At 63.5% G+C, this 23,350-nt stretch carries 22 protein-coding genes and 1 tRNA gene; 20 read left to right on the top strand and 3 right to left on the bottom strand.

Annotated elements, in window-relative coordinates:
- Positions 1 to 19: 19 nt before the first annotated feature.
- Positions 20 to 1,921, bottom strand: coding sequence for a dynamin family protein (locus tag VPH40_RS11045; protein ID WP_328573460.1), 1,902 nt, complete (start codon positions 1,919 to 1,921; stop codon positions 20 to 22).
- Between the two features lie 22 nt (positions 1,922 to 1,943).
- Positions 1,944 to 2,780, bottom strand: a complete 837-nt coding sequence (gene mutM / locus VPH40_RS11040) for a bifunctional DNA-formamidopyrimidine glycosylase/DNA-(apurinic or apyrimidinic site) lyase (RefSeq protein ID WP_099665715.1) — start codon at positions 2,778 to 2,780, stop codon at positions 1,944 to 1,946.
- 167 nt (positions 2,781 to 2,947) lie between these two features.
- On the opposite strand from mutM, the gene VPH40_RS11035 reads away from it, so the two are divergent.
- The 7 genes from VPH40_RS11035 (at position 2,948) to pth (ending at position 9,056) form a co-directional block, all read left to right on the top strand.
- Positions 2,948 to 4,732 (top strand): tetratricopeptide repeat protein, encoded by a 1,785-nt coding sequence (locus VPH40_RS11035; RefSeq protein WP_328573459.1) that lies wholly within the window; start codon positions 2,948 to 2,950, stop codon positions 4,730 to 4,732.
- A gap of 73 nt (positions 4,733 to 4,805) precedes the next feature.
- On the top strand, positions 4,806 to 5,444 hold the full coding sequence (locus VPH40_RS11030; RefSeq protein WP_328573458.1) for an outer membrane lipoprotein LolB: 639 nt from the start codon (positions 4,806 to 4,808) through the stop codon (positions 5,442 to 5,444).
- Positions 5,441 to 6,325, top strand: coding sequence for a 4-(cytidine 5'-diphospho)-2-C-methyl-D-erythritol kinase (gene ispE / locus VPH40_RS11025; RefSeq protein ID WP_289899510.1), 885 nt, complete (start codon positions 5,441 to 5,443; stop codon positions 6,323 to 6,325). Before VPH40_RS11030 ends, ispE begins: the two co-directional genes overlap by 4 nt.
- 78 nt (positions 6,326 to 6,403) lie before the next feature.
- Positions 6,404 to 6,480, top strand: a tRNA-Gln gene (locus VPH40_RS11020).
- A gap of 150 nt (positions 6,481 to 6,630) precedes the next feature.
- Complete coding sequence (locus VPH40_RS11015) at positions 6,631 to 7,581, top strand: ribose-phosphate pyrophosphokinase (protein WP_034753270.1); 951 nt, start codon at positions 6,631 to 6,633, stop codon at positions 7,579 to 7,581.
- A 166-nt stretch (positions 7,582 to 7,747) separates the two neighbouring features.
- Positions 7,748 to 8,356 (top strand): 50S ribosomal protein L25/general stress protein Ctc, encoded by a 609-nt coding sequence (locus VPH40_RS11010; protein WP_077408940.1) that lies wholly within the window; start codon positions 7,748 to 7,750, stop codon positions 8,354 to 8,356.
- A gap of 115 nt (positions 8,357 to 8,471) precedes the next feature.
- Entirely contained in the window at positions 8,472 to 9,056 is a 585-nt protein-coding gene (gene pth / locus VPH40_RS11005; RefSeq protein WP_034778342.1) for an aminoacyl-tRNA hydrolase, read from the top strand.
- On the opposite strand, the gene VPH40_RS11000 is transcribed toward pth, so the two are convergent.
- Positions 9,057 to 10,154 (bottom strand): serine hydrolase domain-containing protein, encoded by a 1,098-nt coding sequence (locus VPH40_RS11000; RefSeq protein ID WP_328573457.1) that lies wholly within the window; start codon positions 10,152 to 10,154, stop codon positions 9,057 to 9,059.
- A 118-nt stretch (positions 10,155 to 10,272) separates the two neighbouring features.
- Between VPH40_RS11000 and VPH40_RS10995 the strand changes: the two genes are divergently transcribed.
- The 13 genes from VPH40_RS10995 (at position 10,273) to VPH40_RS10935 (ending at position 23,350) form a co-directional block, all read left to right on the top strand.
- Positions 10,273 to 10,848: a DUF2975 domain-containing protein gene (locus VPH40_RS10995; RefSeq protein ID WP_289899508.1), complete on the top strand. Its 576-nt coding sequence runs from the start codon at positions 10,273 to 10,275 to the stop codon at positions 10,846 to 10,848.
- Positions 10,848 to 11,081, top strand: a complete 234-nt coding sequence (locus tag VPH40_RS10990; protein WP_034778346.1) for a helix-turn-helix domain-containing protein — start codon at positions 10,848 to 10,850, stop codon at positions 11,079 to 11,081. Before VPH40_RS10995 ends, VPH40_RS10990 begins: the two co-directional genes overlap by 1 nt.
- Before the next feature lie 155 nt (positions 11,082 to 11,236).
- Positions 11,237 to 12,328 (top strand): redox-regulated ATPase YchF, encoded by a 1,092-nt coding sequence (gene ychF, locus VPH40_RS10985; protein ID WP_086145737.1) that lies wholly within the window; start codon positions 11,237 to 11,239, stop codon positions 12,326 to 12,328.
- 6 nt (positions 12,329 to 12,334) lie between these two features.
- Positions 12,335 to 13,363 carry a glycosyltransferase family 2 protein gene (locus tag VPH40_RS10980; protein ID WP_328573456.1) on the top strand — a complete coding sequence of 343 codons (1,029 nt, stop codon included), beginning with the start codon at positions 12,335 to 12,337 and terminating at the stop codon, positions 13,361 to 13,363.
- A 56-nt stretch (positions 13,364 to 13,419) separates the two neighbouring features.
- Entirely contained in the window at positions 13,420 to 13,968 is a 549-nt protein-coding gene (locus VPH40_RS10975; protein ID WP_251349366.1) for a dTDP-4-dehydrorhamnose 3,5-epimerase family protein, read from the top strand.
- Between the two features lie 21 nt (positions 13,969 to 13,989).
- Positions 13,990 to 15,402: a lipopolysaccharide biosynthesis protein gene (locus VPH40_RS10970; RefSeq protein WP_328573455.1), complete on the top strand. Its 1,413-nt coding sequence runs from the start codon at positions 13,990 to 13,992 to the stop codon at positions 15,400 to 15,402.
- 121 nt (positions 15,403 to 15,523) lie between these two features.
- A complete protein-coding gene (locus VPH40_RS10965) occupies positions 15,524 to 16,042 on the top strand; it encodes a sigma-70 family RNA polymerase sigma factor (protein ID WP_289905744.1) in 519 nt (172 codons plus the stop codon).
- A 3-nt stretch (positions 16,043 to 16,045) separates the two neighbouring features.
- Entirely contained in the window at positions 16,046 to 17,026 is a 981-nt protein-coding gene (locus VPH40_RS10960; RefSeq protein WP_289899505.1) for a FecR domain-containing protein, read from the top strand.
- A gap of 103 nt (positions 17,027 to 17,129) precedes the next feature.
- Positions 17,130 to 18,896 (top strand): ABC transporter ATP-binding protein, encoded by a 1,767-nt coding sequence (locus tag VPH40_RS10955; RefSeq protein ID WP_328573454.1) that lies wholly within the window; start codon positions 17,130 to 17,132, stop codon positions 18,894 to 18,896.
- Positions 18,890 to 20,683, top strand: a complete 1,794-nt coding sequence (locus VPH40_RS10950; protein WP_328573453.1) for an ABC transporter ATP-binding protein — start codon at positions 18,890 to 18,892, stop codon at positions 20,681 to 20,683. The genes VPH40_RS10955 and VPH40_RS10950 overlap by 7 nt, the downstream gene beginning before the upstream one ends.
- Positions 20,680 to 21,636: an ABC transporter permease gene (locus VPH40_RS10945; protein ID WP_328573452.1), complete on the top strand. Its 957-nt coding sequence runs from the start codon at positions 20,680 to 20,682 to the stop codon at positions 21,634 to 21,636. The genes VPH40_RS10950 and VPH40_RS10945 overlap by 4 nt, the downstream gene beginning before the upstream one ends.
- Positions 21,633 to 22,583, top strand: a complete 951-nt coding sequence (locus VPH40_RS10940) for an iron chelate uptake ABC transporter family permease subunit (RefSeq protein WP_251349360.1) — start codon at positions 21,633 to 21,635, stop codon at positions 22,581 to 22,583. Before VPH40_RS10945 ends, VPH40_RS10940 begins: the two co-directional genes overlap by 4 nt.
- Positions 22,580 to 23,350 carry an iron ABC transporter ATP-binding protein gene (locus tag VPH40_RS10935; RefSeq protein WP_328573451.1) on the top strand — a complete coding sequence of 257 codons (771 nt, stop codon included), beginning with the start codon at positions 22,580 to 22,582 and terminating at the stop codon, positions 23,348 to 23,350. The genes VPH40_RS10940 and VPH40_RS10935 overlap by 4 nt, the downstream gene beginning before the upstream one ends.

Genomic DNA, 23,350 nt, shown 5'->3' with positions numbered 1-23,350 from the left:
TGGCGTGTTGTTGCGTGTCTTATGTGGCGCTGGCCGTGCGCAAGGCAGCGAGCAATTGCGCCAGCTGCGCCTTGTCGCGTTCGAGCGCCGCCAGGCTGGCTTCGAAGCCGGCGATTTTCTGTTCCAGGCTGCCCGTGGCGTCGTGGATGCGCTGGATCGAGGCAAAGCGCAGTTTCAGCTGTTCCTTGTATTCGACGATCTGCGCTTCGAGGGGCGCCATGATGACTTTCAGCCAGGCGCTGGCGTCGTCGTTGGCGTTGGTGAAACTGCGGCGCACGCGCGAGGCGATGGTGTCGAAGAATTTCTCCATCAGCACGACCCGGCTGGTGGTGAGCAAGGTGGCCGTGCCGAACTGCTTGTGATACACGGCTTCGATATCGGCGATCTCCTGGCGGTAGCGGGCCAGCGAAAACGGCATCGGCAAGGCCAGCGCCAGGCCATGTTCGGTGGCGAATTTTCGGTACATCACGTTCATCATTTCCGTGATCTCGGCCGTCTTGCCTTCCGAACGGTCCAGGTTCCGGGTGATGCGCTCGAAATACTGGCGCACGGCTTCGCGCAAGCCCGTGAAAAAGCGGCTGCGCTGCATGGCGGCGCGTACGCCATCGATATCGTTGCGCACGATATCCATGCCCAAGCTTGTATAGAGTTCCGTCGACAGGCGGGTAAACACGGCGCGCGTGGCCTGCAGCTTGAACAGGCTGCTGTCGAATTCCTTCTTCTCGATATCGACGCGGCGCATCATGTGCGCGATCACGCTCTGGTTCTTGCCGCGCAGGCTGTGCAGCTCGTGCAGTTGCTCGGCGATGCCGCGCGCGCGGGCCGCCGCCTGCACCTGCTGCGCCGCCTCGATGGCGTCCAGGTCGAACGCCAGCTGGCGCCGGATGATGTCCTTGCGCGCGGGGATCAGCTCCTCGAACAGGGCCGTCTCCAGCGGCAGCAAACGGCTCTTTTCCAGCAGCGCCGCATCGTGGTTGATCTTGCCCACCAGGGCCTTTTGCGCCGAGACGGGAAACACCTGGCCCGCGTCCAGCGTCAGCAGATGCGCCACGCTGGCCTGCTGGCGTTCGATGGCTTGCGCCACCTCGGCATCGCCGCGCAATTCGTCCCACATGCTGTCGATCTTGTTGAGCACTACCAGGCGCCCCGCGCCGGCGCCGATATGGTTGCGCCACACTTCGATATCGCTGCGCGTGACGCCCGTGTCGGCCGCCAGGATGAACAGCACCGCGTGCGCATTCGGGATCAGGTTCAGGGTCAGTTCCGGTTCCGTGCCGATGGCGTTCAGGCCGGGCGTGTCGAGAATCACCAGGCCCTGTTTCAGCAGCGGATGGGGGAAGTTGATGATGGCGTGGCGCCACATGGAGATTTCCACCTGGCCGTCCTCGTCCAGCATCGAGGGCGCGTCCGCATCGTCGGCGTCGTACAGGCCGTAGCGCGCCGCTTCTTCCTGGCTGACTTTCCTTGTCAGGCTGACCTGGCGGATGGCTTCCTGCATGTCGCCGCCCGCCTCGATATTCAGGGGCAAGACGGTCCAGGCGGCGGGCAGGTCGCGGTAGTCGCTGGTCGACAGGTTCTGGGCGCGCGTCTCGATGGGCAGCAGCCGGATCGATGGCGGCCAGGCCGCGTCGTACAGCAGCTCGGTGGGGCACATGGTGGTGCGGCCCGCGCCCGAGGGCAGGATGCGCTGGCCATAGCCGGCAAAGAAGATGGCGTTGATCAGCTCGGATTTTCCGCGCGAGAATTCCGCCACGAAGGCCACGGACAGGCGGTCGTCAGTCAGACGGGAGCCACAGCGCGCCAGGCGCAGCGCGGAGGCGCCGTCGACCAGGCCCGCCGCGCTGGCGGCTTGCCGGTATGCCTGCAAGGCGGCCTGCACGTCCTGCCGCCATGCGCTGTATTGTTCCAAGTCTCTGACCATCTGGCTCCCTCTGTGAGTGTGGCTATTTCTGGCAATTCACGCAGTAAAACGTGGAACGCTGTCCCTGCACGATTTGCCGTATCGGCGCGCCGCACACGCGGCATGGCTTGCCCGCGCGGTTGTACGTGAAATACGTCTGCTGGAAGTAGCCGGACTGGCCGTTGACGCCGATGAAGTCGCGCAGGGTGCTGCCGCCCTGCACGATGGCTTCGGCCAGCACGTCGCGGATCGATTGCGCCAGTTTCTCATAGCGGGCCAGGCCGATGCGCCGGGCTGGCGTCTTCGGGTTGATCCCCGCGCGGAACAGGCTTTCGGAACAATAGATATTGCCCACGCCGACGACGATGTCGCCCGCCATCAGCACCTGCTTGATGTTGGTGCCCTTGTTGCGCGTTTTCTCGAACAGCAGCTGGCCAGTGAAGCCGCCTTCCAGCGGTTCCGTGCCCAGACCGCGCAGCAGCGCGTGGCCGTCCAGCGGGCCGTCGGCCTCGTCATGCCACAGCACGGCGCCGAAGCGGCGCGGATCCGTCATGCGCAGCACCTGGCTGCTGCCGTCCGCGTCTTCCACGACGAGGTCGAAATGGTCGTGCTTTTGCGCCTCCGTCCCAGTGGGCAGCACGCGCAAATGGCCCGACATGCCCAGGTGGATGATCAGGGTGCCGTGGCGGAAGTGGATCAGCAGGTATTTGCCGCGCCGCCCCGTCAGGCCGATGGTTTGCCCCGACAATTGTTCGCCCAGGGCAGGGGGGAAGGGCCAGCGCAGGCCGTCGCGGCGCAGCACGACGGCACGCACGGCGCGCCCTTCGATGTGGGGCGCGACACCGCGCCGTGTGACTTCGACTTCTGGCAATTCTGGCATAGGGCTCGAATGATGGAAAACCGGGTAAAAAACAGGCGGGTCGCCGGCCGATGGCTGGCCCGGGCACGCTACGCCGCCACGACGTATATATTTCGTTACATACGTGAAGTACGCGATAGCCGCGTTGGGCGTAGAATCAAACTTTGCCGTTTAGCCAGGATCAGCCTTTGAAAAACGCTTTCGCCATTGTAACCTTGTCCGCCCTGATGGCCACGCATGCCATGGCACAGACGCCTGTTGCCCCCGCCGATGGGGCGGCCAGCCCCGCTGCGGCCGCTGCGCCGCAAGCGGCCGGTACCGAGTCCGACGACGACGCCAAGGGCGAGAAGCTGCCCAAGGTCGAGTTGAGCAGCGATTTGCTGTACAAGCTGACCAAGGCTGAAATGGAATTCAAGAGCGGCCAGTGGCAAGGGCCGTACGTGACGATGATGGTGGCGGCGCAGCAGACGCGTGATCCGCGCCTGGCGCGCCGCGCCTCCGAAATGGCGTTGGCCGCCAAGCAGGGAGGCGAAGCGCTGGCGGCCATCCGCCTGTGGCGCGAGTTGGCGCCCGAATCGGATGAGGCGACCCAGTTCTTCCTCGGCTTCGTCGTCTTGACGGACAAGATCGAAGAAGCGGAACCGATTTTTGCCGAGCGCCTGGCCAATGCACCGCCGGGCGCGCGCGGCGTGGCCCTGTTCCAGATGCAGCAGATCCTGTCGCGTTCGAATGACAAGCTGTATGCCTATTCGATGGTGACGCGCCTGGTGCAGCCCTACCTGGACATGTTCGAAGCCCACCTGGTGCTGGCGCAGGGCGCCTTGTCGATAGGCGAGCGTGAACGCGCCATCGGCGAAGCGAACAAGGCGTTGGCGATCAAGCCGAACTCCGAGCTGGCCGCGCTGACCCTGGCGCAGGTGACGGGCGAACCCGAGGCGGCAGGCAAGGTGCTGGCCGCCTTCCTGCAAAAGAATCTGGACGCTGTCGAGGTGCGCGGCGCGTATGCGCGCCTGCTGGTCGAGCAAAAACAGCTGGAGCCGGCGCGCGACCAATTCCTGCTGCTGCTGAAAAGTCAGCCCGACAACCTGGGCGGCCTGTATGCGCTCGGCATCGTGGCGTTGCAGCTGGAAGATACCAAGGGCGCGGAGCAGTATTTCAAGCGCTTCCTGGCCGTGCTCGACAAATCCCCTGGCGACGCGCGCGATCCGTTCAAGGCCCTGATGATACTGTCGCAGATCGCCGAAACGCGCGGCGACACGGCCGGCGCCATCGCCTGGCTGGACAAGATCGACAACAGTGCGTCCGCCGGTTATGTCGAGGCGCGTTTGCGCCGCGCCCAGCTGATCGCCCGTGGCGGCAATCTCGATGCGGCGCGCAAGGCGCTGACGGAAATCGAAACGGACGATCCGGCAAGCCAGGCGCAGGTGCTGCTGGTCGATGCGCAATTCCTGCGCGATGCCGGCTACGTGCAAAGCGCCTATACGGTGCTGGAAAACGCCTTGCTGCGCTTCCCCGATAATCCGGAACTGCTGTACGACTATGCCTTGCTGGCCGAGCGCCTGGATAAACTCGAGCTGATGGAAGCGAGCCTGCGCCGCGTGATGGCGCTGGCGCCCGACAATCAGCACGCGTATAACGCCCTCGGTTACTCGCTGGCCGAACGTGGCATCCGCCTGCCGGAAGCCCATGCGCTGATCGAAAAAGCCTTGCAGATGGCGCCGGGCGACCCGTTCATCATGGACAGCATGGGCTGGGTGCAGTTCCGCATGGGCAACCTGGCGGCCGCGGAAAACGCGCTGCGCCGCGCCTATGCCGTGCGCAGCGATCCGGAAATCGCCGTCCACCTGGGCGAAGTGCTGTGGCAGAAGGGCGACAAGGCCGAAGCGCAAAAGCTGTGGCGCGAGGCGCAAGGCAAGGATCCGAAAAACGATGCGCTGAAAAGCACCCTGGCGCGCTTGAATGTCAGTTTGTGATTGAATCGATTAACTCAACTATGAGAAACCAGCGCCATGGCGCTGGTTTTTCCTTGTGCCCATGTCCAAACCCATGTCCAAACATTTCCTGCCCCTGACGGTCCTGTGCCTGGCCCTCTCGGCCTGCTCGACCCTGACTTCTCCCTTTTCATCCGGCGCCGCGCCATCGGGCGACGCCGTCGCGCCCTACCGCGAACAGGTGGAGCTGACGGGCCGTCTGAACGTCGTGTACCAGAAGGATGACAAGCCCGAATCGGCCACCGTCAATTTCAACTGGCTGCAGACGGCCGCGCGCACGGATGTGACCCTGTATACGCCCGTCGGCAGCACCCTGGCGACGATCGCCGTCACGCCGCAGCAGGCCGTGTTGACGCAAAGCGGCAAGGCGCCGCGCAGCGCGCCCGATGTCGATACCCTGAGCGCGCAGATGCTGGGCTGGTCCCTGCCCGTGTCGGGCTTGCGCGACTGGCTGCAAGGTTATGCCGTGGGCGCCGATGGCAAGCGCTTCGTCGCATCACCGGCCAATGACAGCGTGACAACCAAAGACGGCTGGCGCTTGCGCTACGTGTCGTGGCAAGATGCTGCTGAGAATACACCGGGCGCCTTGCCCCAACCGCGGCGTATCGATGCCGAACGCACCACCAGCGCGCAGGCCGATGCCGTCTCGCTGCGCATCGTGCTCGATGCCGCCCCATCCACACCTGCACCATGACATTGACGACCCTGAATCATTGCCCGGCTCCCGCCAAACTGAACTTATTTCTGCACGTTAACGGCCGCCGCGCCGATGGCTACCATCTGCTGCAGACGGTTTTCCAGTTGCTCGACCATGGCGACACCTTGCACTTCGCGCTGCGCGACGACACGCTGATCCGCCGCGTGACGGCGCTGGCCGGCGTGCCGGAAGAGCAGGACCTGATCATCCGCGCCGCGAAACTGCTGCAGGCGGAAGTGCTGCGCCGCACGGGCGCCTTGCCGCGCGGCGTCGATATCGCCATCGACAAGGTGCTGCCCATGGGCGGCGGCCTGGGGGGCGGTTCGTCCGATGCGGCCACGGCCCTGATGGCCTTGAACCGTCTGTGGCAAGCGGGCTTGAGCCGGGAGGAATTGATGGCGCTGGGCTTGCCGCTGGGCGCCGATATCCCATTTTTCATCTTTGGCGAAAACGCCTTTGCCGAAGGCGTGGGCGAGGCCCTGCAGCCCGTCGCCACGCCCGAATGCTGGTATGTGGTGATCGAGCCGGGCGTGCAAGTACCTACCGCCGCAATTTTTTGCGCGGAAGGCTTGACGAGAAATACCGAACCCGTCACAATAGCGGACTTTTCCAGGCACCTCGCAGAAGGAAACGATGCGGGCGGGTTTGGTAAGAATGATTTACAGCAAGTGGCATGCAGTCTTTTCAAGCCGGTAGCAGATGCGGTAGAATGGCTGGGTGCTTACGGTGAGGCCAGGATGACTGGTTCCGGTGCTTGTGTGTTTAGTGCGTTTGGCAGTCAGGAAGAAGCGGATGCGGTGCTCAGCAATGTGCCACCAGTCTGGATCGCCTGGAAGGCAAAAGCGCTGAATCGCCACCCGATGCTCACGGTGTTGTAAAGAGCAAAAAAAGATTTTGCTTAGCGTCAAATAGTCGGTATAATACTGGCCAACATGACGGCAAGCAGTCAGTAACGTAGGGGAATCGCCAAGCTGGTTAAGGCACTGGATTTTGATTCCAGCATGCGAAGGTTCGAATCCTTCTTCCCCTGCCACCATTTCACCGTAGTCTGTCGATGCGAAGTTGGCGTCCAGTACGGGAAAAAGCAGATATGTCGCCACGCGGCATATTCTAAACAATGACTGACCGGGCCTATGCCCGGTTAGTGCTTTTCAAGACTTCTATATCACCTCTTGGGACTCCCATGGCTTACGAAAACCTGATGGTTTTTACCGGCAACGCGAATCCAGCGTTGGCAGAGGGGGTCGCAAAAAACCTCGGCATCCCTCTCGGTAAAGCAAACGTTTCGAAATTCTCCGACGGCGAAGTAATGGTCGAGATTAACGAAAACGTACGCGGCAAGGATGTTTTTGTTTTGCAATCCACCTGTGCTCCAACCAACGACAGCCTGATGGAAATCATGCTGATGGTTGATGCCTTGAAACGTGCTTCCGCTGGCCGCATCACCGCCGCGATTCCTTACTTCGGCTACGCCCGCCAAGACCGTCGTCCACGCTCCGCGCGTGTGGCAATTTCGGCCAAGGTGGTGGCGAACATGCTGGAAGAAGCCGGTGTCGAGCGCGTCCTGATCATGGACTTGCACGCTGACCAGATTCAAGGTTTCTTCGATATCCCAGTCGACAACATCTACGCTTCGCCAATTTTGCTGGGCGACCTGCAAAAGAAAAACTACCAGGATCTGCTGGTGGTGTCGCCGGACGTCGGCGGTGTGGTACGTGCGCGCGCCCTGGCAAAACGCCTGGGCTGCGACCTGGCCATCATCGACAAGCGTCGTCCAAAAGCGAACGTGTCGGAAGTGATGAACATCATCGGTGAAGTCGAAGGCCGCAACTGCGTGATCATGGATGACATGGTCGACACGGCAGGCACCCTGACCAAGGCTGCCGAAGTGCTCAAAGAGCGCGGCGCGAAAAAAGTCGTGGCGTATTGCACGCACGCAGTGCTGTCGGGCCCGGCGATCGACCGTATTTCGGCCTCGCCACTCGATGAGCTGGTCGTGACCGACACGATCCCCCTGTCCGAAGCGGCCCTGGCCTGCGGCAAGATCCGTCAATTGACGTGCGCGCCGCTGCTGGCCGAGACGTTCAAGCGCATCATCAAGGGCGATTCGGTTATTTCCCTCTTTATCGATTAATTCGACAAGAGCAGCAACAGACGTCACCTGCGGCGCGACCGGCTTTTTGCCTGTTGCGCCGTAGTATTTTAGTTTTCGGGGCGCGTATGCGCCCATTTTCGAAGATTCCTGGTCGCGGGAATCTTCATAACACAAGGCGCAAGCCTTGTTCTTCTTGGAGTTTCACATGAAAGTTATCGCATTTAAACGCGAATTGCAAGGTTCCGGAGCGAGCCGCCGCCTGCGCATTTCCGGCCAAACCCCTGGTATCGTCTACGGTGGCGCTGAAGCCCCAGTGCTGATCTCGCTGGATCACAACGCCCTGTACCACGCGCTGAAAAAAGAAGTGTTCCACTCGTCGATCCTGGACCTGGAAATCGACGGCGTTTCCCAGCAAGTTCTGTTGCGCGACTTCCAAGTCCACGCATACAAACAACTGGTTCTGCACGCTGACTTCCAACGCGTTGACGCTAAGCAAGCTATCCACGTGAAAGTTGCTCTGCACTTCACGAACGCTGACGTTTCCCCAGCAGTCAAACTGCACGGCGCGACCATCAGCCACGTAGCCAACGAAATCGAAGTTTCGTGCCTGCCAGGCCAACTGCCAGAATTCATCAACGTTGACCTGTCGAACATCGACGTCGGTCACTCGCTGCACGTTGGCGACCTGGTCCTGCCAGCTGGCGTGACCGCGGTCACCCACGGCGCCAACCTGACCATCGCTACCGCTTCGGTACCGGCTGGCCACGTTGCTGCTGAAGCCGCTGCTGCTGAAGTTGTTGCTGACAAGAAGTAATTTTGCCGCCGCAGCAATGCGGTAGTCGCAAGGAAAAACCCGTCCGGTTCGCTCCGGACGGGTTTTTTTCTGCCTGTTTTCACCGATAATACGTTTTTACACTGCAGACACAGCCATGCCCATACGCCTGATCGTCGGCCTCGGCAACCCGGGACCCGAATACGAACAAACCCGTCACAATGCCGGCTTCTGGCTGGTGGACAACCTCGCCAACAGCTTGCCCGGCACGCGCTTGCAGCGCGATTCGCGCTACAACGCCATGCTGGCCAAGACCTCCATCGGCGGCAACGAAGTCTGGCTGCTCGAACCGCTGACCTTCATGAACCGCTCGGGCCAGTCCGTGGGCGCGCTGGCGCGTTTCTTCAAGATCGCCGCCGATGAAGTGCTGGTCGTGCACGACGAACTCGATCTGATGCCCGGCATCGCGCGCCTGAAGAAGGGCGGCTCGGCCGGCGGCCATAATGGCTTGAAGGACATCACGGCCGCGCTGGGCACGCAGGATTACTGGCGCTTGCGCCTGGGCATCGGCCATCCGCGCACCCTGAGCCTGCAGCAGCAGGTAGCCGATTTCGTGCTGCACCGCCCGCGCCGCGAAGACCAGGAGCTGATCGAGCAGGCGATCGACAAATCCTTGCAAGTCATGCCGCTGATCGTCGAGGGCAAGTTCGAGGCGGCGACCATGAAGTTGCACACCGCGTAATTATTTCCCCGCCTTGCCGAAGCCGGCCATGATGGTTTTCGCCATCTGCTGCTGGCTGGCCTGGGCGCTGCTGCCTTCACCCGCGTTGGCGGCGATCAGCAAGCCGTCGCCGCTGCCGGGCGCCAGCGCGATCAGCGCGTGCCAGTAGCCGTTCGAGCCCAGGTGGGTCAGCACGCGCTGCGGCGCCTGGGGCGGGAAATGCATCACGCCCCAGCCCAGGGCCGCGTTCGTGTCGCCTTGGGTCGTGTGCAGCAAGACATAGGTTTCCTGTTTCAGCAGCTTGCCCTTGCCTTTTTCGCCCTGCAGTTGATCGAGCGCAAACTTGGCCCAGTCAGCCATGCTCAGGTGAATTTCTCCATCGGGCGCCATCATCAGCGGGTTGCTGGCCATCAAGCCGGCGATCGGCTTGCCTTCCTTGTGGCCCAGGTTTTGTCCGCGCACCGTGGGACCGAACGCGGCCTGCATGCCCAGCGGGCCGAATACTTCCGCCTGCATCAGTTCCTCATAGGTCCTGCCCGTGATCCGCTCCGCGATGGCGGCGGCGATCATGGCGCCGCTGTTCGAATAATGCGATTCGCCGCGCGGTGCGGCCACCGGCGCGTCGGCCAGCGCGCGCTGTGCGTATTCCAGGCGCAGCACGGGCAAGGAGCGCGCATCCGTGTAGGTGGAATTGATCCAGTCCTCGTCCGGATTGGGCGGTAAACCGGCGCGGTGCGCCAGCAAGTCCATCAGGTTGACGTCGCGGTACTCGGCGCGCATGCCGGCGCTCAGCGCGGGAAGCATGCTGGACAGCGGCGCATCCCACGACAGCACGCCCCGCTCCACCAGGCGCGCGATCAGGGTCACCGTCATGGCCTTGCCGTCGGAACCGATATTCCACACGTCATCGGCGCGTACGGCGTCATGGCCGTCGTTGGCGCGCACGCCCGCCTGCGCCTGCGCATCGATCTTGCCGTCGCGAATGAGCAGGATGGCCATGGCCGGCACGCTCCTGTCGGCCAGCGCCTGCTGCAGCATGGCGTTCAAGTCATGCGCGCGGGCGGCGCCGCCGAGCAGGAGGGCGGTGCTGCAAACGAGTGAGGCAAGCAGGGTTTTCATGGTGTCTCCAGTCGATAGGATAGGGTGAACATGTTAAAATGGTCGCAAAACATGATTTAATTATTGTTTTACGATAATTTATTCTAGCGGCACTTTGTACTTTCGTATACTTTTAAATATGAAAAAAAATCAGTCAGGCCCCGCTGTATTGAGCCGGCGCGTGCGCCATGGCGTGACGACGTTCTTCGTGCTGTACCTGCTGCTGACGGTGCTGGGCTGGCTGGCGCCCGCGCCGGCCGCGCATGGGACATTGGGTGGCGCCGGCATGTACGAGCTGATGCTGCAACTGCAGAGCCAGCCATTCGAGCACCTGGCGGCCATGCCGTGGTGGCAGCGGGTGCTGGGCCTGGCGCTGGCCTTGCCGGCCTTGCTGGTGCTGGGCGATGCCGTGCGCCAGCTGGCCCGGGTCCTGCGCCAGTTCGAGCAGGGCGTGTACTTTACGCCGCAGGTGGCGGCGCACTTTCGCCGTTTCGCGGGCGGCTTGCTGCTGGGAACGCTGTTGACCCTGCTGGAGCCGACCGTGCGCGGCATGCTGTTCGGTTTGCTGGAAGAGGGCGCGGGCCAGTTGCGCCTGGTGGTCGACGTCACGGGCGGCGACCTGTGGACCTTGCTGCTGTGCTCCGTGTTCTTTGCGCTGGCGCAAATCCTCCACGAAGGCCAGCGCCTGGCCGATGAAAACAGCGGGTTCATCTGATGGGCATCGTCGTGCGCCTCGACCTGGTACTGGCCAGGAAAAAAGTGAAATCGAAGGAATTGGCGGCCTTCATCGGCATCACGGAACAGAATCTGTCGCTGCTAAAGTCGGGCAAGGTGCGCGGCGTGCGTTTCGATACCCTGTCGAAAATCTGCGAGATGCTCGAATGCCAGCCCGGCGACATCCTGGAATTCGATGCGTCGCAGCCGGACGACGGGGATGGCGACAGTTAGCGGCACAGAGGGCGGTTTTTTTGAAGAGTAGGGTGCATAGAGGTACAATTGACCCTTACCAGATTTATTACAGCAAGATTATCCAGAAAACGCCTGTACAGGCCGTTTTTGCACCAGCCGCTTGCCGGCAAAATTGATTATTTAAAGGTTTTCCCATGAGTCTCCAATGCGGTATCGTCGGCTTGCCGAACGTCGGCAAGTCCACCCTGTTCAATGCACTGACGAAAGCCGGCATCCCGGCTGAAAACTATCCGTTCTGCACCATCGAGCCGAACGTCGGCGTCGTCGAAGTGCCGGACCCACGCATGGATGCGCTGGCCGCCATCGTCAAGCCGGAACGCATGGTTAACGCCATCGTGGAATTCGTCGACATCGCCGGCCTGGTGGCCGGTGCATCGAAGGGCGAGGGCCTGGGCAACCAGTTCCTGTCGCACATCCGTGAAACGGACGCCATCGTCAACGTCGTGCGCTGCTTCGAAGATGACAACGTCATCCACGTGGCCGGCAAGATCAACCCGCTCGACGATATCGAAGTCATCCAGACCGAACTGGCGCTGGCCGACATGGGCACCGTGGAAAAGGCCATCCACCGCGAAAACAAGAAAGCCCGCTCGGGCGACAAGGATGCGGCCAAGCTGCTGGCCATCATGGAACGCATGATGCCTTACCTGAACGACGCGAAACCCGTGCGCGCGATGGGCCTGGATGCCGATGAAATGGAACTGATCAAGCCGCTGTGCCTGATCACGGCCAAGCCGGCCATGTTCGTGGCCAACGTGTCCGACTCGGGCTTCACGAATAACCCGCTGCTGGACCAGCTGACGGCCTATGCGCAATCGCAAAACGCCCCCATCGTCGCCATCTGCGCGGCGCTGGAAGCGGAAATCGCCGACCTGGACGATGCCGACAAGGGCGCTTTCCTGGCCGACATGGGCATGGAAGAGCCTGGTCTGGACCGCCTGATCCGCGCCGGCTACAAGCTGCTGGGCCTGCAGACCTACTTCACGGCAGGCGTGAAGGAAGTGCGCGCCTGGACCATCCCTGTCGGCGCCACGGCACCGCAGGCGGCCGGCGTGATCCACACCGACTTCGAACGCGGCTTCATCCGCGCGCAAACCATCGCCTATGACGACTTCATCGCCTACAAGGGCGAGGCGGGCGCCAAGGAAGCGGGCAAGATGCGCGCCGAAGGCAAGGAATACGTCGTCAAGGATGGCGACGTGCTGAACTTCCTGTTCAACGTCTAAGGACAGATGCTTGCTGGCAAGCGCCAGCAACATATTGCATTCGTCCATTGCGAAATGCCGCTCAATGCACTTGGGCGGCATTTTTTGTTTGTCTATTTGAAAAGGCCTGCCATGCAGCCGGAGAAACCGCCGCTCGTTTCCATCGTCATGGCCACGTACAACCGGAGCAATATCCTCGGGTACGCTATTCAGTCTGCACTCGCCAGCACCGTGCAGGATTGGGAACTGATTATTGTCGGCGATTGCTGCACCGACGATACCGCCGAGGTGGTCGCCGCGTTCGGCGACGCGCGCATCCGCTTTGTGAATCTGGAAACCAATTACGGCGAACAGACGGGGCCCAACAATGTCGGCGTCAGCCTGGCCCGCGGCACCTATCTGGCATTCCTGAACCACGATGACCTGTGGTTGCCCGATCATTTGCAAAGCAGTATCGAGGTCCTCGAGCGCACCGGGGCCGACCTGGCTTTTGGCCAGGGACTGGTGGTTTTGCCGGTGGGATATCACATGGTGGGGGCGCTGGCGGATGGCGTGCAACCGTACCGTCCGTGGATGGACGTGCCCGCTACCCTGTGGATCATGCGGCGCGAGCTGGCCCTGCAGATCGGCCCATGGCAACCCTCATGGGAAGTGCGCTGCTGGCCGTCGCAAGCCTGGCTGCACCGCGTGTATCGCGCGGGACGGCCGATGCTGGCCCACCCCCGCATCGGCGCCATCCTGATCCAGTCTGGCAGCCGCAGCAATGCCTACCTGGAGCGGCAACACGCCGAGCATGCGTTCTGGTGGGCGCACATGCAGGATCCGCTGAATATTCTGCAGGCTGTCTCCACGCTGTATGGCAAGGTGGGCCGTGAGCGTCTTATTGCACCGCTACAGTCCGCGATAACGGCCATGAAAGCATTGTCACGCCGTCTTTGCTATATGTTGGGGCTGTGGCCGCCGCATCCCGGCTTCTGGCTCAAATATTGGCGCAAAGGCACATTTTTACGTGAATTACGCCGCCGCCGGGGATTGAAGGACATGTCGCAGCGATAGATAATACGGTTGCAATACATAAGAGCATTTTAATAAAAATTCTAGGGGTAAATCTGGTGGTTGAGAAAGATAACTGGTTGTTGGCTGGCGCGAAGCAGGATGGCGTCAGCATTACCAAGGAATGGAAGCCGGCAACGCCTTCCTTGATCGATGGCGTGATCTTTCAGGAAATCAAGCCTGTCTTGACGGCGTACGGCAGCCTGACCGAAATTTTCCGCACCGAATGGGTGCCCGATGCGGCACAGATAGGCCAGATATTCGCCTCGACCCTGGAGCCGGGCGGACTGAGCGCCTGGCATGCGCATGCCATCACGACGGACCGCCTGTTCGTGGCGGCGGGCCAGATGCGCGTGGTGCTGTACGACGCGCGCGAGGAGTCGCCCACCTTTGGCATGCTCAACGAATTCAAGCTGGGCACCAGGCGTCCCGGCCTGCTCGTCGTGCCGCCGCGCGTCTGGCATGGCGTGCAAAATTACTGCAGCACTCTTGCCATCCTCGTCAATGCGGTGGACCATGCGTATCGCTATGATGCGCCGGACCACTGGCGCGTGCCGGCCGATTCGGACACGGTGCCCTATCGTTTCTCCAACGACAGGCATGGCTGAGATGCCCGGCCCGGCTGAACGATGCGCCTGAACCGTCTCGCGGGTTTTTCAGCCGGCCCCATCTTGTCGCTGCTGTGCGGCCTGGCCACCGTGCCTGCCGTGGCCTGGCTGTTTCCGCCTGCCGACATCGGCAAGCTGGATTTCTTCATGACCGCATGCACGGTGGCCGGTTTGCTGCTGTCACTGGGGCTGGATAAGGCTTTCCTGCATGAATACCATTACAGCACCGCGCGTAGCGGCTTGCTGAAAGCGTGCCTGCTGCCGGCCGTGCTGCTCGCGCCCGTGGCGCTGGCCGTGATACTCGTGTTTGCCGCGCCCGTAGCGCAACTGTTATTTGATGTGGCGCAACCTGCACTGGCTGTCCTGTTCGCCGCCGGCATGCTGAGCGCCCTGGCCAATCGCCTGATCGCGCAACTGTTCCGCATGCAGGAGCGCGCCTGGGTATTCAGCCTGGCGCAGGTATTGCCGAAAATGTCGCTGCTGTTGCTGCTGCCTGTCCTGTGGTGGGATCCGCAGCGCAATTTCGTGCACCTGGCAAGCCTGGTCGTGGCCACCACCTGGCTGGTCACGCTATGGCTGTTGTGGCATGCGCGCGTATCGCTGGCGCAAGCCTGGAACACCACCGTGGACCGGGTGCTGCTGCGGCGCCTGCTTTCCGAGGCTGCGCCCCTGCTGGTGAGCGGGATTTTTTATATGTTCATGTTGTCGGCTGGCATGGGTTTGCTGCGTTTCTTTGCCGGCTTTGACGAACTCGGCATTTATGCGCTGGCCACGCGCGTGGCCGCCGGCGCCTGGCTGGTGCAATCGATTTTTACGATTGTCTGGATACCGCAAGTACACAAGTGGGCCGCGGCCGGCGGCGGCCTGTCGAATATTGCGGCCATTTGCCGCCATGCGCAGGCCATCGTGGTGGTGGGCTTTTGCCTGGCGGGCGCCCTGGCCTGGTTGATCGGCTGGGTCTTGCCTCCCAACTATCACGGCGTCGCGTACATGGCGGTGGCCACGGTCGGCCAGCCGCTGCTGTATGCCCTGGCGGAAGTGACCGGCGTCGGCATCAATCTGGCCCGCCGTCCGGCATTTTCCATCGCCGCCTTTGCTGCCGGCTTGCTGGGCACCTTGCTGGCGGGCGCCGTGCTGGTGCCGCGCCATGGCGCCACGGGCGCCGCCGTGTCTCAACTGCTGGGCTTCCTCGTGTATTTCGTCGTCAAGACGGAGCTGGGCATGCGCGTCTGGCGTCCGCTGCCGCGTCGTTCGCTGTACCTGAGCACCGTCCTGCTGTCGCTGCTGGCGGCGGGCCACGCGTTTTTTGCCCAGCGCCTGGGGGTGCTTGCTCCGCTGGCGTGGGGCGTGCTGCTCGCTGCCGCACTGCACGTCTACCGGCCTTCGCTGTGGGTCGCGTTCAGGCTGTTCAGGCCCGTCCGGCAGCAGGGCTGAGGGCGTTTGCTGCCCGTCGCCGTATTGCGTTTTCCTCGTCACTCGGCGTACAATGAGAATAATTCTCATTTATAATCCGATGCGCCTGTTCTTGCCGGCCGTTGGCGACAGGAAGGGTATCGTGAGCACCGCCGAGTTAGCGCTTCAGCAGCAAGTCAGCAGTCTGTACACCGACCACCATCACTGGCTGCGTGGCTTGCTGCGCCGTAAACTCGGCAATGCCTTCGATGCGGCCGACCTGGCGCACGATGTGTACCTGCACCTGATGAAGACGGGGCGCATGCCGCCGGCCGGGGAGTCGCGCCGTCACCTGACGCAGATCGCCAACGGCATGGTCATCGACCTGTACCGCCGCCGCCAGATCGAGGCCGCCTACCTGGAAGTGCTGGCCCTGGTGCCCGAGGCGCTGGCGCCGTCCGAGGAAGAGCGCGCGCTGGTGATCGAGGCGTTGACGGAAATCGATGCGGTGCTGCACCAGTTGCCCGCCAAGGCGCGCAAGGCCCTGTTACTGTGCAAACTCGATGGCCTCAGCTATCGCGACATCGCCGCCGAATTGCAGGTGTCCGTCTCGTCCGTCGAAAAATACATCGCCGCCGGTTTGCTGGCCTGCTACCAGGCCATGCACGCGTCGGACGCCTGAGCCATGGAGGTGGTGATCGCGCCCGCCGTCGTGCAGCAGGCTGCCCAGTGGATGGCGCGCCTGTGGTCCGATGACGCCAGCGACGAAGACCGGGCTGCCTGTGCCCGCTGGTGCGCGGCCCATCCGCATCACGCCATCGCCTGGCAGCGTTTGCAAGCGTTCGAGGGCAAGCTGCACAGCGTGCCGCGCGATGCGGCCCGGCACGCGCTGCGCGAACCGGCGCCCGCCGCCTACCTGAATCGCCGCCGTGCCCTGAAGCTGCTGGCCGTGCTGCTGCCCGTGGGCGGCATGGCGTACATGCTGCGCGGCACGGATGCCTGGCAAGTGGCCACGGCCGGCCACGGCACGGCCACGGGCGAGATCCGCGAGATTACCTTGCCTGACGGTACGCGCGTCATGCTCGCCTCCGCTTCCGCCATCGACGTGCGTTTCGACGCCAGCGAGCGCTTGCTGATCCTGCGCAGCGGCGAAATCCTCGTTACCACGGCGCACGACCCGGACCCGGCACAGCGGCCGTTCCGCGTGCAGGGCCGCCACGGCACGGTACAGGCGCTGGGCACGCGTTTTACCTTGCGACAAGACGAACACACGTCGCGCGTGGCCGTCTTCGAGGGCGCCGTCGAAATACGCCTCGCGCATGCGCCCGGCCACGCCGTGGGCATCGCCACGGGCTACAGCGCCATCTTCTCGGCGGACATCGTGCAATCGGCCGCCCCCGTGCCGGCCAGCGCCGCGGCCTGGACGAAGGGCGTGCTGGTGGCCGACAACATGCGCCTGGACGAGCTGCTGGCGGAACTGGCCCGCTATCGCCCCGGCTTGCTGCGCTGCGACCCGGCCGTCGCCAGCTTGAGCGTCAACGGCGTGTTTTCCCTGCGCGACACGGATCGCGCGCTGCATAACCTGGCGCTGGCCTTGCCCGTGCAAATCCTCGCGCGCACGCGCTACTGGGTGACGGTGCAAGCCATACCCCAGGCCGCTGCCTGACAATTTTCCGGGCCCGATTGAGGGTTTTGCATTCTCGTTCGGGATATAGGGTGAGAGCCACCCTTATCCATTGACCTTATGCACGTTTTTTCCCGTTTTTCCCATGCGTAGCCAACGCCGCGAGCCCGGCCCGATCAGCCGGATACTGCACCCCATCCGCGGACGCCTGATCGCCGCCGCCGTGCTGGCCGGCACGGGATCCATGCTCACTCTGGTGCCGCTGGCCGGCATCGCGCAGATCGCGCAAATCGCCATGGCCCCCGCGCTGGCGCCGGGCGCTGTGTGGCAGATCATCGTCGCCAGCGTCGTCTGCCTGTTCCTCGGCATGGCCCTGATGTCGCTGGGAGAACTGGCCGCGCACCTGGCCGACAACCGCCTCACGCATCGATTGCGCCTGCAAGCCATGCAGCGCCTGGGACAGGTGCCGCTGGGCTGGTTCACCAGCCGGGCCTCGGGCGAGGTCAAGCAGGCGATGCAGGACGACATCAATACCCTGCACAGCCTCACGGCGCACTTCTATACGACAACGGGGCGCGCCGTGGGCGCCATCGCCATCTCCGTCGTGTATCTATTCGCCATGGATTGGCGCCTGGCCCTCATCGCCATCCTGCCGTTTCCCGGCTTCTTCCTGTTCTTCGGCCGCGCCATGAAAGCCAGCGGCGGCAACATGGAGCAATTCGTCGCCGGCATGGGGCGCATCAATAATGCCGTGGTGGAATTCGTCAACGGCATTCCCGTGGTCAAGGCGTTCGGCGCCACGGGACGCGCGCACGGCAGCTACCGCGCGGCCGTCGATGCGTTTGCCGAGGCGTTTGCCGCGTTTACCCGTCCGCTGGTCGGCTCGATGGCGAATGCCAACGCGCTGATCGCGCCCGTCGCCGTGCTGGGCGTGGTGGTGCTTGCCGGCACGGCCTTCGTGGCCCTGGACTGGATGGCGCCCGTCGATATCCTGCCGTTCGCCCTCGTGGCGCCCGGCATTTCCGCGCCCATGCTGCTGCTGCATTACCTGACGCATGACCTCAACAACGCCACGGGAGCGGCCCAGCGCGTGCAAGCCTTGCTCGATACGCCCGTGCTGGCGCAGCCGGCGCCGGATGAGCAGCAGTTGCCCGACGGCACGGAGATCCGCCTGGAAGGCGTCGGCTATGCCTACGATGGACACAACAAGGTGCTGTCGGATATCACGCTGACCTTGCAGCCCGGCACGGTGACGGCCATCGTCGGCGCTTCCGGTTCCGGCAAGTCGACCCTGGCGCGGCTGCTGCTGCGCTTTTTCGACCCGACCGAGGGGCGCATCACCCTGGGCGGCGTCGACCTGCGGCACATCGCCACGCCCGAGTTGTACCGGCGCATCGGTTTCGTGCTGCAGGAAGTGCGCCTGATCCACGCCAGCGTGCGCGAGAACATCGCGCTGGGCCGGCCATCGGCCAGCATGCAAGAGATCGAACAGGCGGCGCGCCTGGCAAATATCCATGAACGCCTCCTGGCCTTGCCGCGCGGCTACGATTCCGTCATCGGCGAAGATGCGCAATTGTCCGGCGGCGAGTTGCAGCGCGTAAGCATCGCGCGTGCCGTGCTGCTCGACCCGTCCGTGCTGGTGCTCGATGAAGCGACGGCCGCGGCCGATGCGGAAAACGAGGTGGCGATCCAGGACGCGCTGTCGCGCTTTGCCCGGGACCGCACCCTGCTCATCATTGCGCACCGGCTCGACACGGTGATGCATGCCGACAACATCGTCGTCGTCGAGAACGGCGCCATCGTCGAACAGGGCAGCCATGCCGGCTTGCTCGCCGACAAGGGCCGCTATGCGCAACTGTTGGCGCTGGGCGGCTATCCGGATTTCCAGGAAGACGCGGTGCTGCCATGCTGAAAACGTTTATTCAACTGCTGGGCGATGACGCGCCCGTGTTCCGCCGCTACTGTGCCATGGCGCTCGCGTATGGCGTGCTCAGCGGATTGACCATCACGGCGCTGGTGCTGGCCCTGGGCCGCCTGCTGGGTGGCGACGTGGGTGGCGCGGCCCTGTGGCTGCTGGTGCTGCTGGCCGGGCTGGTTGCCTGCTGGGCCTGGCGGCGCCAGGTAGAAAAGGCCGGCGTGCGCGTGGGAGTGACGGTGCTGCAAGGGGCGCGCCAGCGCCTGGGCGACCACGTGGCGCGCCTGCCCGTCGGCTGGTTCACGCCGGACAACACGGCAAAACTGGGCCACGTCATCACGCAAGGCATGATGAATGTGGCCCAGCTGCCCGCCCACGTGTTGACGCCCGTCATCTGCGGCGCCGTCACGCCCGTCGTGATGGTCGTCGCGCTGTTCGCGCTGCACTGGCAGCTGGGTCTCATCGCGCTGCTGGCGCTGCCCCTGCTGGCCGGCGCCTTGCGGCTCACCGCGTACCTGGGCCAGCGCGCCGACGATGCCTATCACCACCATTTTGCCCAGACCAGCCAGCGCCTCGTTGAGTTTGCGCAAGCGCAATCCGTCTTGCGCGCATTCAATGGCAACGGCAGTGGTGCAGCTGACGGCGGCACGCGTTTCCTGCAGCAAGCGATCGACGCGCAGCGCCACGCGGGCACGCGGCTCATTTACCTGTCTGCGCTGTCGTCCGTGCTCAACGCCTGGACCGTGCAAGCCATCTTTGCCGCCTTGCTGGCCGCCGCCGCGCTGTGGCTTGACAGCCTGGCGGGCGGTGCTGCCGGCGCGGGCGACGCCATCGCCGTCATCGTGGCCTTGCTGCTGGTGGTGCGCTTTGTCGACCCGCTACAGGAAGTGGCCAGCTATGGCGAAGTGCTGCGCGGCGCGCGCGGCCCGCTCGACGCGGCGCGCGATATTTTTGCCGTGCAGCCGCTGCCGGAAGCAGACAAGCCGCAAGCGCCGCGCGACGGCGCCGTCGAATTGCGCGGCGTAGGTTTTCGCTATGCACAGGATCAGGCCGACGTCTTGACGAGCATCAACCTTCAGATTGCGCCGGGCAGCATGACGGCGCTGATCGGCGCGTCCGGCTCCGGCAAGACGACCCTGGTGCGCGTGATCGCGCGCTTTTTTGACGCCAGCGCAGGCGCGGTGCTGGTGGGCGGCGTCGATGTGCGCGATATGTCCAGCGAGCAATTGGCTGGCCAGATCAGCCAGATATTCCAGGACAGTTATCTGTTCCAGGGCAGCATCGGCGACAACATTCGCATCGGCAAGCCCGGCGCCACCGATGCCGAGGTGCTGGAAGCGGCGCGGCAGGCGGGCGTGGCCGAGATCATCGCCCGCCTGCCGCAGGGACTCGATACCCTGGTCGGCGAGGGCGGCGCGCGCCTGTCCGGCGGCGAACGCCAGCGCATCGCGATTGCCCGCGCCTTGGTCAAGGATGCGCCGATTTTGCTGGTCGATGAGGCGACGGCCGCGCTTGACGCGGAAAACCAGGCCGCCATCGCCGAAGCGCTGGCGCGGCTGCGCGGCAAGCGCACGGTGATCGTCATCGCCCACCAGTTGTCGACGGTGGCCATGGCCGACCAGATCGTCGTGCTGGACGGTGGCACGATCCGCGAGCAGGGCGCGCCAGCCACCTTGCGTGCGCAGCACGGCCTGTACGCGCACTTCCTGGCCCAGCGCCAGGAGGCCAAGGGCTGGCGCATCGCCGCGCCCGCCCGCCAGGCAGGCACGGAGTCCCGCATTTGACACGCGCGCGTCTGTTCTTCGTCTTCTTCCTGCTGTGCTGCGCGTCCTTGCTGGTGGGCGCTAGGCAGATGGAGTGGGCACAGTTGTTGTCCTCGTCCGGCGCGCCGTCCGCCGATGCATGGCTGACCCTGACGGCCAGCCGGCTGCCCCGCCTGGCGGCATTGGTGCTGACGGGCGTGGGCCTGTCCGTGTGCGGCGTCATCCTGCAGCACATCGTGCGCAACAAATTCGTTGAACCGGCCACCTCGGGCGGTCTCGACGCGGCCAAGCTGGGCATTCTCGTGGCGCTCACCGTGGCGCCCGCGGCGGGCACGGCCGGCAAGATGGCGTTCGCGCTGGCCTTCTGCTTTGCCGCCAGCCTCGTGTATGTGGCCCTGATCCGCCGCATCCGCTTCAAGAATACGATACTCGTCCCCGTCATCGGCCTCGTGTATGGCGGCGTGCTGAGCGCCGTGGCCGAGTTTTATGCTTACCGCAACAACATCCTGCAAAGCATGCAGGGCTGGCTGCTGGGCGATTTCTCGAAGATCGTGCAGGGCAACTATGAAATCATTTATCTGATCCTGCCCATCGTTGCCCTGACGTATCTGTATGCGCAGCGCTTTACGGTGCTGGGCATGGGAGAGGGCATGGCCACCAGCCTGGGCTTGAACTATGGGGGCACGGTGGCGCTGGGCCTGATGCTGGTGGCCGTCACGGTGGCTGCCACGGTGATCACGGTGGGGGCGATCCCGTTTGTCGGGCTGGCCATCCCCAACCTGGTGGCCTTGCGCTACGGCGACAAGCTGGACCGCACCCTGCCCATCGTCGCGCTGGGCGGCGCGTCGCTGCTGCTGGCCTGCGACATCGCCGGGCGCTTGTTGATCTATCCATTCGAAGTGCCCATCGGCCTGACGGCAGGGGGCGTGGGGGGCGTGCTGTTCCTCATGTTGATCATCCGGGGGCGGCGATGAGGCGCCGTTTGAACCAGCGCATGCTCTGGCTGGCCGTGTTGGCCCTGGCGCTCGCTTTCCTTTTCATCGGCGCAAATCTGGATGTCGATTACGTCATTCCCAAGCGCATGTCGCGCCTGGCCGCCATCGTCATCGGCGGCGTTTGCGTGGCCGTGTCGTCGATTGTGTTCCAGACCATCGCCGGCAACCGCATCCTGACGCCGGCCGTCATGGGTTACGAAGCCGTGTATTTGCTGCTGCAATCGCTGCTGATCCTCGCGATGGGCATGCACAGCGTCGTGCTGCTGGGGCAGAACGGCAATTTTGTCGTGTCGATTGCGCTGATGCTCGCGTATTCCTGGGCCATCCACTATTGGCTGTTTCGTGATGGAAAGAACAACGTGTATTTCCTGTTGCTGCTGGGATTCGTGCTGACGATGGTGATCGGCACATTTACCCAGTTCATCCAGTTGCGCATCAGTCCCGGTGAATTTGCCATCTTGCAAGGATTCAGCCAGGCCTCGTTCAACAAGGCGCAGCCCGTGCAGTTGCTGTACTCGGCCGTGCTGGCGGGCGCCGCCTGCGTGGCCGTGCTGAAAACCTTGCCGGCGCTCGACGTGCTGGCGCTGGGGCGCGAACAGGCCATCTCGCTCGGTATCGATTACCGGCGCATGGTGCGGCTGCAGCTGGCGCTGATCGCCGTGCTGGTGGCGGTGTCGACGAGCTTGCTGGGACCGACGGCCTTCATGGGCATCTTTGTAGCGAACACGACTTACGCCCTGGCCCGCACGGCGCGCCATCGCGTCACCTTGCCGCTGGGCTGCGCCATCGCCATCGTCATCTTCCTGGCCGCCCAGTTGCTGGTCGAGCACGTTTTCAACTACCGGACCACCGTTGGCATCCTCGTCAACCTGGTGTGTGGCGCCTATTTCCTCGCGCTCATGGTCCGCACCCGAGGCACAGCATGATCCACGTCAAACAGATTGAAAAAAGCTACGGCGAAAAGCGCGTACTGGCCAAGGTCAGCGCGCAGTTTCCCAGGGGAAAAGTGACGTCCTTGATCGGCCCGAACGGCGCCGGCAAGACGACCTTGCTGATGCTCATCGCGCGTCTGCAGGAAGCGCAAGGCGGCGAGATTATGATAGACGGGCGCAGCATTGCAGCCATCCAGATCCGGGACTATGCGCGACTCGTGGCCACCCTGCGCCAGTCGCCCGATTTTCACTTGCGCCTGACGGTGGAAGAGCTGGTCGCCTTCGGCCGCTTTCCCTACAGCCGAGGCGCGTTGACAGAGCAGGACCGGCAAGCCATCGATGACGCCATCGCCTTCCTGTCGCTGGAGCATCTGCGCCTGGCGTATGTCGATGAGCTGAGCGGCGGCCAGCGGCAGATGGCCTTCCTGGCCATGACGATCGCCCAGCAGACGGATATTCTGCTGCTCGACGAGCCGCTCAACAACCTCGACATGAAGCATGCCGTGCAAATCATGCGCGCGCTGCGGCGCCTGTGCGACGAGCAGGGCCGCACGGTGATCCTGGTGATCCACGACATCAATTTCGCCGCCAACTATTCGGACCACATCGTCGCCATGCAGGGCGGCGCCGTGCGCTTTTCCGGCCCCGCCCACGAAGTCGTGACGGAAGAGCGCTTGCGCGCGCTGTACGACATCGATTTCCACATCGTGCGCAACGAGCGCGGCTGCGTCTGCAATTACTTTACCCCCACAGGAGCTTGA

Source organism: Janthinobacterium sp. P210005 (assembly GCF_036231865.1).
Classification (GTDB): Bacteria; Pseudomonadota; Gammaproteobacteria; order Burkholderiales; family Burkholderiaceae_D; genus Janthinobacterium; species Janthinobacterium kumbetense.
The sequence above is the reverse complement of the archived record's forward strand: the minus strand, read 5'-3'. Positions and strand labels throughout refer to the sequence as shown.

Excerpts from the sequence above, each read along its gene's own strand:
- VPH40_RS11045 (WP_328573460.1), bottom strand. The coding sequence starts at position 1,921 with ATGGTCAGAGACTTGGAACAATACAGCGCATGGCGGCAGGACGTGCAG.
- mutM (WP_099665715.1), bottom strand. The coding sequence starts at position 2,780 with ATGCCAGAATTGCCAGAAGTCGAAGTCACACGGCGCGGTGTCGCGCCC.
- VPH40_RS11030 (WP_328573458.1), top strand. The coding sequence starts at position 4,806 with ATGTCCAAACATTTCCTGCCCCTGACGGTCCTGTGCCTGGCCCTCTCG.
- ispE (WP_289899510.1), top strand. The coding sequence starts at position 5,441 with ATGACATTGACGACCCTGAATCATTGCCCGGCTCCCGCCAAACTGAAC.
- VPH40_RS11015 (WP_034753270.1), top strand. The coding sequence starts at position 6,631 with ATGGCTTACGAAAACCTGATGGTTTTTACCGGCAACGCGAATCCAGCG.
- VPH40_RS11010 (WP_077408940.1), top strand. The coding sequence starts at position 7,748 with ATGAAAGTTATCGCATTTAAACGCGAATTGCAAGGTTCCGGAGCGAGC.
- pth (WP_034778342.1), top strand. The coding sequence starts at position 8,472 with ATGCCCATACGCCTGATCGTCGGCCTCGGCAACCCGGGACCCGAATAC.
- VPH40_RS11000 (WP_328573457.1), bottom strand. The coding sequence starts at position 10,154 with ATGAAAACCCTGCTTGCCTCACTCGTTTGCAGCACCGCCCTCCTGCTC.
- VPH40_RS10995 (WP_289899508.1), top strand. The coding sequence starts at position 10,273 with ATGAAAAAAAATCAGTCAGGCCCCGCTGTATTGAGCCGGCGCGTGCGC.
- VPH40_RS10990 (WP_034778346.1), top strand. The coding sequence starts at position 10,848 with ATGGGCATCGTCGTGCGCCTCGACCTGGTACTGGCCAGGAAAAAAGTG.
- ychF (WP_086145737.1), top strand. The coding sequence starts at position 11,237 with ATGAGTCTCCAATGCGGTATCGTCGGCTTGCCGAACGTCGGCAAGTCC.
- VPH40_RS10980 (WP_328573456.1), top strand. The coding sequence starts at position 12,335 with ATGCTTGCTGGCAAGCGCCAGCAACATATTGCATTCGTCCATTGCGAA.
- VPH40_RS10970 (WP_328573455.1), top strand. The coding sequence starts at position 13,990 with ATGCGCCTGAACCGTCTCGCGGGTTTTTCAGCCGGCCCCATCTTGTCG.
- VPH40_RS10960 (WP_289899505.1), top strand. The coding sequence starts at position 16,046 with ATGGAGGTGGTGATCGCGCCCGCCGTCGTGCAGCAGGCTGCCCAGTGG.
- VPH40_RS10955 (WP_328573454.1), top strand. The coding sequence starts at position 17,130 with ATGCGTAGCCAACGCCGCGAGCCCGGCCCGATCAGCCGGATACTGCAC.
- VPH40_RS10950 (WP_328573453.1), top strand. The coding sequence starts at position 18,890 with ATGCTGAAAACGTTTATTCAACTGCTGGGCGATGACGCGCCCGTGTTC.
- VPH40_RS10940 (WP_251349360.1), top strand. The coding sequence starts at position 21,633 with ATGAGGCGCCGTTTGAACCAGCGCATGCTCTGGCTGGCCGTGTTGGCC.
- VPH40_RS10935 (WP_328573451.1), top strand. The coding sequence starts at position 22,580 with ATGATCCACGTCAAACAGATTGAAAAAAGCTACGGCGAAAAGCGCGTA.